9 protein-coding genes are annotated in these 14113 nt (G+C 59.8%); 3 read left to right on the forward strand and 6 right to left on the reverse strand.

Going from position 1 to position 14113, the window contains the following annotated elements:
* The first annotated feature begins 504 nt into the window (after positions 1-504).
* Complete coding sequence (locus AC1DUP_RS18330) at positions 505-2448, forward strand: M23 family metallopeptidase (RefSeq protein ID WP_477833609.1); 1944 nt, start codon at positions 505-507, stop codon at positions 2446-2448.
* Between the two features lie 69 nt (positions 2449-2517).
* Here the strand turns inward: AC1DUP_RS18330 and clpB are convergent, their stop codons facing one another.
* The 6 genes from clpB to AC1DUP_RS18360 all read right to left on the reverse strand — a co-directional run bounded on the left by clpB (position 2518) and on the right by AC1DUP_RS18360 (position 12206).
* Complete coding sequence (gene clpB, locus AC1DUP_RS18335; protein WP_477833611.1) at positions 2518-5121, reverse strand: ATP-dependent chaperone ClpB; 2604 nt, start codon at positions 5119-5121, stop codon at positions 2518-2520.
* Positions 5122-5495: 374 nt separating this feature from the next.
* Positions 5496-6254, reverse strand: coding sequence for a DUF4167 domain-containing protein (locus AC1DUP_RS18340; protein ID WP_477833944.1), 759 nt, complete (start codon positions 6252-6254; stop codon positions 5496-5498).
* Between the two features lie 345 nt (positions 6255-6599).
* On the reverse strand, positions 6600-7469 hold the full coding sequence (gene prmC / locus AC1DUP_RS18345; protein WP_115036219.1) for a peptide chain release factor N(5)-glutamine methyltransferase: 870 nt from the start codon (positions 7467-7469) through the stop codon (positions 6600-6602).
* A complete protein-coding gene (gene prfA / locus AC1DUP_RS18350) occupies positions 7466-8545 on the reverse strand; it encodes a peptide chain release factor 1 (RefSeq protein WP_113299045.1) in 1080 nt (359 codons plus the stop codon). Before prfA ends, prmC begins: the two co-directional genes overlap by 4 nt.
* Before the next feature lie 28 nt (positions 8546-8573).
* On the reverse strand, positions 8574-10841 hold the full coding sequence (gene ptsP / locus AC1DUP_RS18355; protein ID WP_477833614.1) for a phosphoenolpyruvate--protein phosphotransferase: 2268 nt from the start codon (positions 10839-10841) through the stop codon (positions 8574-8576).
* A gap of 90 nt (positions 10842-10931) precedes the next feature.
* Positions 10932-12206, reverse strand: coding sequence for an aspartate kinase (locus AC1DUP_RS18360; RefSeq protein ID WP_113507588.1), 1275 nt, complete (start codon positions 12204-12206; stop codon positions 10932-10934).
* A 455-nt stretch (positions 12207-12661) separates the two neighbouring features.
* Between AC1DUP_RS18360 and AC1DUP_RS18365 the strand changes: the two genes are divergently transcribed.
* Both AC1DUP_RS18365 and ubiG read left to right on the forward strand, forming a co-directional pair.
* The gene (locus tag AC1DUP_RS18365) at positions 12662-13159 is read left to right on the forward strand and encodes a BA14K family protein (protein ID WP_477833616.1); all 498 of its coding nucleotides are present in this window, start codon (positions 12662-12664) and stop codon (positions 13157-13159) included.
* Positions 13160-13335: 176 nt separating this feature from the next.
* Positions 13336-14082, forward strand: coding sequence for a bifunctional 2-polyprenyl-6-hydroxyphenol methylase/3-demethylubiquinol 3-O-methyltransferase UbiG (gene ubiG, locus AC1DUP_RS18370; RefSeq protein ID WP_477833618.1), 747 nt, complete (start codon positions 13336-13338; stop codon positions 14080-14082).
* Positions 14083-14113: the final 31 nt, after the last annotated feature.

Genomic DNA, 14113 nt, shown 5'->3' on the forward strand with positions numbered 1-14113 from the left:
ATCCCGCTCCAAACTTCCGCCCAGAGCAACAAACCAGCAATCCGCCAATTCGCTTGATTTCTTTAGAACGAAAGACTTCGTCGCCAGCAGCGCCGCCGCCCTCGTTCAGTGAGTGGGCTTATAATCCCACACCCTCGAAACAGTCAACAGGCCTTTTTCAAAAAAATCACTTTTCTCACATCCTCTTGTTTTATAAAGGGATTTTACATAAGCCACCAAGGCTCGCTCCTTTCCCGGATTCCGATCGTGCCAGGAAGCCCGGAAAACATGACTGTTTGTCGGTTTTGTTGTGGAAGATGCGATTTCGATCGGTCTTGCCCCGACATCATCACATTCTGCTGGTCAGAGGAAACACGCACGATTCACGCAGGCATGCGCACGTAGAGTGCCTATTCCGGTGTGATTTGACTTCCGTGCCCAAAATATGCACATCTTTCGCCCCAGCCAGGATGGCCCGCGGATGCCCATAACGACATCGAATGTAAGGATGCGAACCCAGCTGCCATGATGACGGAGAAAATGATGATCCGCTCGCTGGGCAGCGAGCCTCCGCTTCTGGCAGACGGGCGACGTGCGCCCGACCGACGCGAGGTTTCGCTTCGCTGGCTTTCGGGCACGTTCCTCACCGGCATTACATCTTCGATCCTCATGGGTGTTGCGCTTTTTGCGGCCCTCGACGGCCGGCAGCAGCTGGCAATCCCCGCCGAAGCCTATGCAAGCACATCGGCAGATGCACATCAGGATACGTCTGTGACCCGCGGCGGCCGTCTGATCGCCCCCGTTATCGCCGCCAAGCCATCTGACCGTGCCATCATGGAGGTCTCGACCGTCGTTCACGATGGCGAGAAGGAAGTCGTGCGCCGCCAGCCCTTCTCCCATGTGAAGATGATGTTGGCTGCCAATCACGTCGCGACCGAGGATTATCCGGACTTCGATCCGCTGGCGATCTTCTCTGCCGACGAGCCCCAGCCCGCAGCGCAAAGCCGCACCGGTGCGATTTACGGTTCCGATGTCGAATCCGAAGTGGCGCTGAAGACCGTTCCCTTCCCGACCAGCAAGTCGGACCTCAATATGGCCCCCGGCCTGTCGCTTGACGAAGTCGAGGAAAATGTCCGCTCGAACGGCTCCGTTCTGACGGACGGAAATGCCCAGCTTGCAGCCCTCTACTATGTGGATCCTCGCCGTTTCTCCGCCGAGGACAACGACGTCGACCTGACCGCCGGCCTTGCCGCGCGTGTGCTTGAGCAGAACATGACGGTCTCGGCACCGGAATCCATCACACCGCAGACCGAAGAATTCGCCGACGATATCCTGCCGGTGCGCCAGGATACGACAATCGCCAAGGCGCTCGCCGATTCCGGCTATCCGCAGCCGCAGGCAGACGGCATGGCCGGTTATATCGCCCCCCTGTTCGGCACCGATACGCTCTCGAAGGGCGACGTCCTGCGCATCGGTATCATTCAGAAGGGCGAGCAGGCCAAGATCATCCGAGCCAGTGTCTATCGCGGCACGCGCCATCTCATCACCGTCGCCCTCGACGACAAGGGCCGTTTCGTGACCGGCAGCGAACCACCGACGCTGGATGCAATCGCCACCGCTTTCGAGGATAATTCCTTCGCTCCGCCCGCCGGCCAGAATTTGCCGCGCGTTTATGACGGCATTTACCGCGCATCCCTTTCCTATGGCATGACCAAGGACATGACGGCGCTCGTCATCAAGCTACTCGCCAGCAATGTCGATTTCCAGGCGCAATTGAAGCCGGCAGACTATCTCGAAGCCTTCTTCTCCGTCGCCGACAACAACGGCCAGGCGACCGAGGATTCCGAGCTTCTCTACGTCAATGCCCGCTTCGGCGATACGCTGACGCGCTTCTATCGCTTCCAGGACCCGGAAGACGGCACGATCGACTACTTCGATCAGGACGGCAAGAGCATCCGCCAGTTCCTGCTGCGCAACCCGGTTCCGAATGGCATCTTCAAATCCGGCTTCGGCATGCGCCGCCACCCCATTCTCGGCTTCGCGCGCATGCATACCGGTGTCGACTGGGCAGCCCCGCGCGGCACAGCGATCATTGCGGCGGGTAACGGCACGGTCGAAAAGGCCGGCTGGGATTCCGGCGGTTACGGCAACCAGACGATCGTCCGCCATGCCAACGGCTACGAATCCTCCTATAACCACCAGAGCGCCATCGCCAAGGGCATCGTGCCGGGCACCAAAGTGCGACAGGGTCAGGTCATCGGCTGGGTAGGAACGACAGGCGAATCCACCGGCCCGCACCTGCACTACGAATTGATCGTCAACGGCACGAAGGTCGACCCGCTGCGTATTCGACTGCCGGGCGGCAAGTCGCTCCAGGGCGATGCACTCGCAAAGTTCGAGGACGAGCGCAAGCGCATCGACACGCTGCTGAATAACCAGCCCGCCTCGGATCAGGTCGCGAGCAAGTAACCTTCCCTTCAAGCAGACGCAAAAATGGCGGCCCGCAAGCCGCCATCTTCAATCCCTGTCTGCGCAGCGTTACGCCGCTTCGTTGACCGCCTGTTTTGTGCGGAACAGCAATCGGTCGGAACCGCTGGTGATCTTCACCATCGACCCATCTGGCACCTGGCCCGAAAGGATCTGCTCGGCAAGCGGATCCTGCACGAACTTCTGGATCACCCGCTTCAGCGGACGGGCGCCATAAACGGGATCATACCCCTTGTTGGCCAGCCAGTTGCGAGCATCCTCATCGATATCGAGCGCAATCTTGCGTTCGGACAGCAACGACAACAACCGCTTCAGCTGAATATCGACGATCGCGCCCATCTCCTCGCGCTTCAGGCGGTGGAAGAGGATGATCTCGTCAATACGGTTCAGGAATTCCGGCCGGAAATGACCGCGGACCACATCCATGACCTGTTCGCGAACGGTATCGCTGTCGTCACCTTCGCGCAGTTGCGTGAGATATTCAGCACCGAGGTTCGACGTCATAATGATCATCGTATTGCGGAAGTCGACCGTCCGGCCTTGGCCGTCGGTCAGGCGACCGTCGTCAAGCACCTGCAACAGGATGTTGAAGACATCGGGATGCGCCTTCTCGATCTCGTCGAACAACACGACCTGGTAGGGCCTGCGGCGAACGGCTTCCGTCAGCGCGCCACCTTCATCATAACCGACATAGCCGGGAGGTGCGCCGATCAGCCGGGCCACGGAATGCTTTTCCATGTATTCCGACATATCCATGCGCACCATCGCCGTCTCGTCGTCGAAGAGAAAGCGGGCGAGCGCCTTGGTGAGCTCCGTCTTGCCAACACCGGTCGGACCGAGGAAGATGAACGAACCGATCGGACGGTTCGGATCCTGAAGGCCGGCGCGTGCACGGCGCACGGCGCGGGATACGGCCTGAACCGCATCGCCCTGACCGATGACCGATTTCGCCAGCTCGTCTTCCATCCGAAGCAGCTTGTCGCGTTCGCCTTCCAGCATCTTATCGACCGGGATGCCGGTCCAGCGGGAGACGATATGGGCGATATTGTCGGGGGTCACGACCTCCTGCACCATCGCATTGCGGCTGTTGTCTTCCTTGCTTTCGGCATCGGCCAGCTGCTTTTCGAGACCCGGGATCACGCCATAGGCGAGTTCGCCGGCGCGTTGGAATTCACCCTTACGCTGGGCAATCGCCAGTTCGTTGCGGGCGTCGTCGAGCTGCTTCTTGAGGTCAGCAGCAAGGCCGAGTTTCTGCTTTTCCGCCTGCCAGCGGGCCGTCAGCGCATCCGCTTCTTCCTCGATTGAGGAAAGCTCGGTTTCCAGCCGCTTCAGCCGATCAGCGGAGGCGACGTCGGTTTCCTTCTTTAGCGCCTCGCGCTCGATCTTAAGCTGGATGATGCGGCGGTCGAGCTCGTCGAGCTCTTCCGGCTTTGAATCCACCTGCATACGAAGGCGGGCAGCCGCCTCGTCCATCAGGTCGATCGCCTTGTCCGGCAGGAAACGGTCGGTGATGTAGCGGTTCGAAAGGGTTGCAGCGGCAACCAGTGCGGCATCGGCGATACGCACCTTGTGATGCTGCTCGTACTTTTCCTTCAGGCCGCGCAGGATCGAGATCGTGTCTTCGACCGTCGGCTCCTCGACCATGACCGGCTGGAAGCGGCGGGCAAGAGCCGGGTCCTTTTCGACATGCTTGCGATACTCATCGAGTGTCGTTGCGCCGACGCAATGCAGCTCGCCACGGGCAAGCGCAGGCTTCAGCAGATTGGAGGCGTCCATCGCCCCGTCCGCCTTGCCGGCACCGACAAGCGTGTGCATTTCGTCGATGAAGAGGATGATCTCGCCGTTTTCCGACTGAACCTCGTTCAGCACGGCCTTCAGGCGCTCTTCGAATTCGCCTCGGAACTTCGCACCGGCGATCAGGGCACCCATATCGAGCGCCATCAGCTTCTTGTCCTTCAGGCTTTCCGGCACATCACCATTGACGATGCGCAGCGCAAGACCTTCGACGATCGCGGTCTTGCCGACGCCGGGCTCACCGATGAGAACAGGGTTGTTCTTGGTGCGGCGGGAGAGAACCTGGATCGTGCGGCGGATTTCGTCGTCGCGGCCGATAACAGGATCGAGCCTGCCCTCACGGGCCTCGGCGGTCAGGTCGCGCGCGTATTTCTTCAGGCTGTCGAAGCCCTGCTCGGCACTTGCCGTATCGGCCGTGCGGCCCTTGCGGATTTCGTTGATGACCTGATTGAGCGCCTGCGCGGTCACGCCTGCATTCTTTAACGACTGATAGGTCGAGGCAGAGCTTTCGATCGCCAGCGCCTGCAACAGACGCTCGACCGTCACGAAACTATCGCCAGCCTTCTTCGCAGCCTCTTCGGCGGTCGAGAAAACCTTGGCGAGCGGCTGGGCGAGATAGATGTTGCCGTTACCGCCGGAAATCTTCGGCAGTTTGGCAAGTGCTGCGTCATTGGCAAGCCGCGCGGCGTTGGCATCGCCGCCAGCGCGCTCGATCAGCGAAGCGGCCATGCCTTGATCATCGTCGAGCAGGACTTTGAGAACATGTTCCGCAGTGAATTGCTGGTGGCCCTGCGCCAGCGCATAAGTCTGGGCAGACTGAACGAAACCGCGCACCCGCTCGGAGTATTTTTCGATATTCATATGCTACCTCCATGAATCGCCCTGCCCTTCATAAGGCACAGGCCGATGATTGAGATTGAGCTCCCTCAAAAGGCAAGCCCTGTTTGTCGCCAGCGAGATTTCCGGCAAACGAAACTGAACAGGATATGGTGGGAAATCCCGGGAGTTTAAAGGGGTGAAGCACGCGAAAAGCGCTGCCTCCGAGGCCTCCTCGCCCGAGCGCTGACCATGTCCGGACGCGTCCAGTTCTTATCGAAGAAATCCTCGGCCCTACCATAGGCGCGATGCGGAAATATGCGCCGGGTGATCACAGCACGACAAGCAGCCTTGAACTCCCCAAACAGAAAAGCCGCCCAAAAGAGCGGCCTTTCAATTTGTCTATTATGGAAGCGAGCTTATTCCGAAGCAGCCTCAGCTAGAACAGGTGCTTCGGCCGAAGCACCTTCCTCACCAGTTGCTTCACCTTCGGCACTCCGCCGCGGGCGGCGCGGGCGGCTGCTGGGATTGCGGCGGCGGGGCTGGCGCTGCTGCGTTGCGCCACCTTCCTCTTCCATCGCGACTTCAGCAGGAATGCCTTCGATTTCCGGCTGCGGGCCGGTTCCGTCGATTGCTTCGGCCTGCTGAACAGGGGCTGCCGGAGCAACCTGCTGCTGTTCGCGTGGCTGGCGTTCTTCGCGCTGTTGCTGGCGTTCTTCGCGTTGCGACTGGCGTTCTTCACGCTGCTGTTGATGAGGCGGCTGAACAACGACGACATCGTCATTGTCTGCCATATCCATTTCATCGCCGTCGCGATCCACATTGTCACGATCATTAAAGTCGCCGCGATCGTCGCGCTGGAAGCGTTCCTGCATCTGGGCCTGTGCGGCGGCAATGATGCGGTTGTAATGTTCGGCGTGCTGCAGGTAGTTTTCAGCAATGACGCGGTCCCCGGAGCTCTGGGCGTCACGGGCGAGCTGCGCATATTTTTCAGCGATGTGCTGAGCAGTACCGCGGATTTTCACGTCGGGGCCGGAGCTATCGTAAGTCCGGGTCAGCGGGTTTCCGCCCTTGCGGTTGAAATTGTTGTTATTGCTATTTCCACCACCGCCGCCGCCGCCGTTATTGTTATTACTGCCACGCCCTCGACCGCGCTTGTTCTGCTGTCCTGGCCTCATCGATCGTTCACCTGAATTCTCTGTTTGTGATTGGATACATGGCACCAACCGCCAAGACCGGTTCATCCGGATCAGGGCCTTCGTGCCGCAAGCATAGTGCGCCTTCGCGCCGACCTGCCGCTTGTCTTCAAGTCAGTTTGACTGATTCACGCATTGGGTCGTGTTCAACTTTTGAAACTCTCGTTTAAAAGAGCAGACCCCCGAAGCTGAGCAAGTACCAAACGAATCTCGTTCATTCCTATGCGCCCAACGCGTGAGGGCAACCTATATTGCTTCCTCGGGAAATCCAAGCCTTTTCTTCGCAATAGCAACAATGTCCAGTTCGATGCTGCAATTTGTCGCCGGTCATGCCGGCGAGAACACGAGCACTCTGTCGTTCTGACCATAGTCTTTCACGGATTTGAGGCACTTGAAGCCTTCCGCTTCAAAGATCGCCGTCACATCGTTTCGCTGATCATAGCCAATTTCCAGTCCGACGACCCCATTTGATCGTACGAACCTTGCTGCATCCTTTGCTATGGCTTTGTAGGCGTCAAGCCCATCCGGGCCGCCATCCAGAGCTGCAGCCGGATCAAATTTCGTCACTTCGGGAGCGAGATCGTGAATGACATTGGAAGCAATATAGGGCGGATTTGAGACAATCGCATGAAACGTCCCATGGATGTTCTCAAACCAGCTCGATCGAATAGCCGTGAATCGGTCTTGCAATCCGTGTCTTTCTGCGTTTGATCTTGCCGTCTCAAGTGCATCGGTCGAAATATCGCTGCCGATGCCTGATGCTTCCGGACATTCATTGAGGAGCGCAAGGCAAATCGCTCCAGTCCCGGTTCCTATGTCCAGGATATGGAGATTGCCCTGCGTCTTTGCAAGGTCGCGCAGATAGGGAATGATCGTATCGACGAGGATTTCCGTATCGGGCCGCGGCTCCAGCGTGCCGGCGGACAGCGAAAGCGGCAGACCGTAGAATTCCCGCTCTCCCAGGATGCGGTGCACCGGCTCGTGCTTCAACCGCCTTTCGATAGCGCGGCCGATACTGCCCGCCTGCTCTTCTGAAACCGGTTCACGGCCGGCTGTCAGCATCTCGGTCGGTGAAAGCTCCAGTAATCCCGAAATCAGCAACCGCGCATCGGTCTGCGGATCGGCAATACCCGCTTCCGTGAAGCGACGCCGGGCTTCGGCAAGCATCTCTGAAACCGTCGACCCGGATGCGATCATTGCTGTTCGCCAAGCTGCGCGAGCTGGCTCGCCTGATAGTCGGCCAGCAATGCGTCCACCACTTCGTCAATCTCCCCGACCATCATTCGGTCGAGCTTGTAGAGTGTCAGGTTGATGCGGTGGTCGGTCACGCGCCCCTGGGGAAAGTTGTAGGTGCGGATACGCTCGGAGCGGTCGCCCGAGCCGACCTGGCTCTTGCGGTCGGCGGAACGTTCGCTATCGGCCCTCTGCCGCTCGGCATCGTAAAGCCGCGAACGCAACACCTGCATGGCCTTGGCGCGGTTCTGGTGCTGCGATTTTTCCGAGCTGGTCACCACGATACCCGTCGGCAGATGCGTGATGCGCACTGCCGAGTCCGTCGTGTTGACGTGCTGGCCGCCCGCACCCGAGGAGCGCATCGTATCGATGCGGATATCCTCTGGCCGTATTTCGATATCGATCTCCTCGGCCTCGGGCAGAACGGCAACGGTCGCTGCCGAGGTATGGATACGCCCGCCCGCTTCCGTCTCCGGCACGCGCTGCACGCGATGTACGCCGGATTCGAATTTCAGCTTGGCGAAGACGCCCTTGCCAGTGATCGTCGCAATGATTTCTTTGTAGCCGCCGGCTTCTCCATCGCTCGCCGACAGTACTTCGACCTTCCAGCCATGCGCTGCCGCATAGCGCTCGTACATGCGGAAGAGGTCGCCGGCGAAAAGTGCCGCCTCGTTGCCACCGGTGCCGGCTCGGATTTCCAGGATTGCGCTCTTCTCGTCAGCCGCATCCTTCGGCAGCAGCAAGATCTGGATTTCACTCTCCAGCGCCTCGATCCGCTCCTTCACATCGGGCAGTTCGAGCTCGGCAAGGTCGCGCATTTCTCGGTCGACGGACTTGTCCTCGAGCAGCATCTCCAGATCGGCAAGCTCGCCGACCGCCTTTTCATAGGCGCGGATCATGGTTACCACCGGCTGCAGTTCGGAATATTCGGATGCAAGCTTTACATAGACATCGGCCGACGGGCCGGCCGACATGCGCGCTTCGATCTCGCCGAAGCGGCGCTCAAGCTCACGCATCTTTTCAATGGGAAGCTTCGCCACCCCTTACTCCTATTCTTCTTGTATATGTCTAAAGGGGAATATTGTGGCTCTCGGCGAAGCGGGCAAGCACTTCGCGCATCGGCGTCGTCGCGTGGCGGTCGTCCAACGCCTCATTGACCGTCGCCGTCAGCGCCCCCGCATCAAGGCTGAGCAGCATCGCCTTGACCGGTCCGATCGATGCCGGCGACATGGAGATGGAGCGGAACCCGACACCGAGCAGGGCCATGGCCGAGAGCGGTTTGCCAGCCAGCTCGCCACAGAGCGTCACCGGCGTCTTGTGGCGATCCGCACCGCGCACAATATCGCGCAGGATGCGCAGGAACGGCCGCTCAAGAGGATCGAAGCGATCGGACACCCGCGCATTGCCGCGGTCGACAGCCATGGCGAACTGGAAGAGATCGTTGGATCCGACAGAGACGAAGTCAACCGCATCCATCAGCTCGTCGAGCTGCCAGAGCAGCGCCGGCACTTCCAGCATCGCGCCGAACTGCAGCTTGCGCGGCAGGCCGTGGCCAAAGCGAGACAGATGCTGAACTTCTTTCTGCAGGAGCTCGCGCACCTGCCGGAGTTCCGAAACTTCAGTCACCATTGGCACCATCAGCTTCAGCTCAGCACCCGCCGCAGCCTTCAGCATGGCGCGCAACTGTGTGCGCAGCAGTCCCGGCCGGTCGAGCGACAGACGGATCGCCCGCCAACCGAGCGCCGGGTTCTCTTCTTCGTGGCCACGGAAATAGGGCACCACCTTGTCGCCACCGATATCGAGCGTCCGGAAGGTCACGACGCGACCGCCCGCCTGCTTCAGGACATTGCGGTAGAACATCTCCTGCTCTTCCGCTTTCGGCATGGTCGACGCGATCATGAACTGCAGCTCTGTGCGGAAAAGGCCGATGCCCTCCGCTCCCGATTCCGCCAGTTGCGGCAGGTCGACCAGCAGGCCTGCGTTCATCTGAAGCTGGATGCGTTGCCCATCCCGGGTGACCGGCTCGACGGAACGTAGCGCCCGGAATTGCTCCTGCCGCCGTGCGCGGAAGCGCACCTTTTCCTCGTAGGAGCGCTGATGCTCCGGCATCGGCCGGATATGCACATGCCCTTCGTCGCCATCGATGATGACGGCATCGCCGTTTTCGGCGAGCGCCACGACACCCGCCGCCTGCCCGATGACCGGAATGCCCATGGCGCGCGCGACGATCACCACATGGCTCGTCACCGCGCCCTCTTCCAGCACCAGACCGCGCACATTGGCGCGCGGATAATCAAGCAGCTCGGCTGCCCCCATGGCGCGCGCCAGAATGATGGCATCAGTCGGGAAACCTTCGGCGGTCGTGCGGCCGGTATAGCCCGTCAACACGCGCAGCAGCCGGTTCGCCAGATCCTCGAAATCATGCATCCGCTCGCGCAGATAAGGGTCCGTCAGGCGCATCATGCGCGCCTTTGTGTCGCTCTGAACCTTCTCGACTGCCGCCTCGGCAGTCAGGCCGTTGCGGATCGCCTCTTCCAGCTTGCGCACCCAACCCTGGTCGTGTGCGAACATGCGATAGGTTTCCAGCACCTCGCGATGCTCGCCTTCCATGGAAACGTCACGGCGCGACAGCATGTCGTCGATGGAGATCCGGAGCGACCCCATGGCTTCCGCCAGCCGCCGGATTTCCTTCTCCGCATCCTCGTTGAGCAGATTGGTGACAACGATGCGCGGTTCATGCAGCACGACGTAGCCAAGACCGATGCCGTCATTATACGTATCGCCGTCGACAGTGACTGAACGGGTGAGATCGAGTTCGAGGCCTGGCTTGGTGATTTTCTTGAGCTCGCCGGTCGCGATCATCTCCGCGAGAACCATCGCCGTCGTTTCGAGCGCTTCCAGCTCCTCATCGCGATAATTGCGGCTTGCCTTGTTCTGCACCACGAGAACGCCGAGCGAACGTCCCGTCCGCAGGATCGGCACGCCGAGGAAGGAATGGTAGATCTCCTCGCCCGTTTCCGGCAGGTAGCGGAAGGCCGGATGCGACTGCGCGTCGGACAGATTGAGCGGCTGGGCCGATGCGGCGATCGTGCCGACGAGGCCCTGCCCCATCTTCAGCTGCGAAAGGTGGACGGCTTCCTTATTGAGACCTTCGGTAGCATAGAGCTCAAGAACGCCGTCGGCGCGCAGAACATAGACGGAGCAGACCTCCGCCACCATGTTGCTCGCGATCTGGCGAACGATCCGATCGAGGCGCTCTTGCGGCTCCAGCGGCTCCGCCATCAACTCGCGCAGCCGCTTGAGCAGCACGCGCGGACCGCCGGAAAGGTCTCTCATTGCGTCTCAAGCTCCCCGAAACAAACGCTTGATGCGGCCAGAAGAACCGGCCGCATCTTCAACCTGAAGGGGCACGCCGCCCGCTGGGAATCAATTCTTATCCAGACCGTAGCAGGAATGCAAAGTTCTGACAGCGAGTTCTGCATAGGGACCATCGATCAGGATCGAAATCTTGATTTCCGAGGTCGTGATCGCCTTGATGTTGATGCCCTTTTCGGCGAGCGCCCGGAAGGCGGTCGCCGCAACACCGGCATGGCTGCGCATGCCGATGCCGATGACGGAAACCTTGACCAGACCGGATTCGCTCTGTGCGACGTCGTAGCCGATCTTGTCCTTGTTGTCGGAAAGAACCTTGATCGCCTTCTCGACATCGCCCGAGGGCACAGTGAAGGTCATGTCCGTCTTCGAACCGTCTTCGGAAATGTTCTGGACGATCATGTCGACGTTGATGTGGCTTTCGGCAAGCGGCCCGAAGATCGCGGCGGAAACGCCCGGTCGATCGGCAAGACGGCGAAGCGAGATCTGAGCCTCATCCTTGGCATAGGCGATGCCGGTGACTACTTCCTGTTCCACGATTTCATCCTCGTCACAAATCAGCGTTCCGGGCGGGTTCAAGAGGTCGCCCATGCCCGGAGCATCGGGATCCTCGAAAGACGAACGCACGAAGGTGCGTACCTTGTGCACCATGGCAAGCTCGACCGAGCGCACCTGAAGAACCTTGGCGCCGAGCGACGCCATTTCCAGCATTTCTTCGAAAGCGATCTTCTTCAGGCGGCGTGCCTTGGGCTCGATGCGCGGGTCGGTCGTGTAGACGCCGTCGACATCAGTATAGATGTCGCAGCGATCGGCTTTTACCGCAGCGGCAATCGCGACGGCAGACGTGTCCGATCCACCGCGCCCGAGTGTCGAGATACGGTTATCGGGACCGAGTCCCTGGAAGCCGGCGACGACCGCAACCTGGCCCTCACCCATGCGCTTGATGATATCGGTCCCGTCGATTTCCATGATGCGCGCCGCGCCATGCGCATTGTCGGTGCGGATCGGGATCTGCCAACCCTGCCAGGAACGGGCATTGATACCCATGCTCTGCAGCGCAATTGCCAGAAGGCCTGACGTGACCTGCTCGCCGGAGGCGACAATGGTGTCGTACTCGCGCGCATCGTAGAAGGGCGAGTTGGCGCCGATCACCTTCGGCGTATTCTGAACCCATCCGACCAGCTCGTTGGTCTTGCCGGACATGGCGGAAACGACGACCGCCACCTCATGGCCGGCATCGACTTCGCGTTTCACGTGGCGGGCGACGTTTTTGATACGGTCCAGGTCAGCGACGGACGTCCCGCCGAATTTCATAACGATGCGCGCCATAAGCCTCTACCACGACCCGCGTGCGATTGCCGGAAACGGGATTTGCTTCCCCGGCACGCTACGCGCCATTCACAAACCACCGGGAGGTCTATATCAACCCTCCCAGACATCAGAAAATTCTGGCTGTCGATCGACCGAAGAGCCCGGAAATACTGGTTTCTGGAACACTTCCAACGCCCGCCAACCAAGGACGAAAGTTGGCGCGTCTCTTAGCGAGTTTGATGGGGGGTGGCAAGGGCGGGAAGAAAGCGAAGTGGAAGGGTATTTCATCCTGACCAGCGGCCGTGGATAATCGCCCTTCTGAATCTCAGGGCAAGGACGATCAGATGGCAGCTTCAGCCCAATAGCAGTCCTCGCGAAAATCTGAAACGTGGATCCTCGCAACCACCATGAAACTTAGTTGCGCCAAATGCGTTTAAATCACAGATAAACGTCTCAGAAGGCTGGTGATGAAAATGAGAAGATTAGCGATTTTTGCCCTGTCGATAGCAACCGCATTCTCCGGAATACCAGCCTGGGCAGGGCCGGCCTATGTGGAAAATCCGGTTCAATCCGCACCGCAATCCCTGGGCGGCGATGCTGAGCTTCTGAAGGTAGGCTGCAATAATTTCACCAAGTGCCCGCGCTTCGACTACGGCTCGCGTGGCGGCCGCGACTATCGCTACAGTGATCGTTATCGTGATGATCGTCGATGGAACGGGGACCGCCGCTACTACGGCAACCGCTATGACGGTAACCGCTACTACCGCGACCGCTATTACCGCCGCGATAACACGGGCGCCATCATCGGCGGACTCGCAGCTGGCGCGATTATCGGCGGTATCATTGCTTCGCAGCCACGCGTGAGCGCCGGTAGTTCGCATGCCGATTATTGCTATAGCCGTTATCGCTCCTACCGTGCATCCGACAATACGTACCAGCCCACGTATGGTCCGCGCCGTCAGTGCCGCTAGGCAATATCCGAACAAGCGCAAGAACCCCGCAACAATGCGGGGTTTTTTATTGGCTGAAAGCGGCCGCAATTTTTGCAGTCTCCTGGCGACTCCCGATAAGCGATGCGGCAGCCGCCAGCCCTTGACTTATTGCTCCGATCGTCCGACTTCACTGGCAGGACAAAGGAGCGGGCAAGATGACCGAAGCGGCGAAGACCACCGTTGACCAGAGCGAAGTCGATCGCTTTTCCGCCATGGCGGCCGAATGGTGGAGCCCAACCGGCAAGTTCAAGCCGCTGCACAAGTTCAATCCCGTTCGCCTTGCTTATATCCGCGATAAGGCGGCAGAGAATTTTTCGCGCAATCCGAGGAGTGCCAGGCCGCTTGAAGGCCTGCGTGTGCTCGATATCGGTTGTGGCGGCGGTCTGCTATCGGAGCCGGTTGCCCGCATGGGCGCCGAGGTCGTCGGTGCAGACCCTTCGGAGAAGAACATCGGCATCGCCTCTACCCACGCCAAGGCATCGGGTGTTGTGGTCGACTATCGCGCCGTCACCGCAGAGCAGCTCGCCGAAGCCGGCGAAACCTTCGATATCGTGCTCAACATGGAAGTGGTGGAGCATGTGGCCGATGTCGAACTTTTCATGAATACCTGCGCCAGCATGGTTCGGCCGGGCGGGCTGATGTTCGTTGCCACCATCAACCGCACGATGAAGGCGGCTGCACTTGCGATCTTCGCCGCAGAAAACGTCCTGCGCTGGCTGCCGCGCGGCACGCATCAATATGAAAAGCTGGTTCGTCCTGAAGAGCTGGAAAAGCCGCTTGCGGCGAATGGCCTCGACATCATCGACCGTACAGGCGTCTTCTTCAATCCGCTGGCAAACCAGTGGAACCTGTCGAAGGACATGGATGTGAACTACATGCTGCTGGCAAAACGGCCGGTCTGATCCTGCCGGTCTACAGTTTCAAGACCGGCCG

It is taken from the genome of Rhizobium sp. 01L419, from assembly GCF_056400025.1.

Bases quoted from the DNA above. Each gene is read 5' to 3' on its own strand.
- clpB (WP_477833611.1), bottom strand. From the start codon at position 5,121: ATGAATATCGAAAAATACTCCGAGCGGGTGCGCGGTTTCGTTCAGTCT.
- AC1DUP_RS18365 (WP_477833616.1), top strand. From the start codon at position 12,662: ATGAGAAGATTAGCGATTTTTGCCCTGTCGATAGCAACCGCATTCTCC.
- ptsP (WP_477833614.1), bottom strand. From the start codon at position 10,841: ATGAGAGACCTTTCCGGCGGTCCGCGCGTGCTGCTCAAGCGGCTGCGC.
- ubiG (WP_477833618.1), top strand. From the start codon at position 13,336: ATGACCGAAGCGGCGAAGACCACCGTTGACCAGAGCGAAGTCGATCGC.
- AC1DUP_RS18340 (WP_477833944.1), bottom strand. From the start codon at position 6,254: ATGAGGCCAGGACAGCAGAACAAGCGCGGTCGAGGGCGTGGCAGTAAT.
- prmC (WP_115036219.1), bottom strand. From the start codon at position 7,469: ATGATCGCATCCGGGTCGACGGTTTCAGAGATGCTTGCCGAAGCCCGG.
- AC1DUP_RS18330 (WP_477833609.1), top strand. From the start codon at position 505: ATGATGACGGAGAAAATGATGATCCGCTCGCTGGGCAGCGAGCCTCCG.
- AC1DUP_RS18360 (WP_113507588.1), bottom strand. From the start codon at position 12,206: ATGGCGCGCATCGTTATGAAATTCGGCGGGACGTCCGTCGCTGACCTG.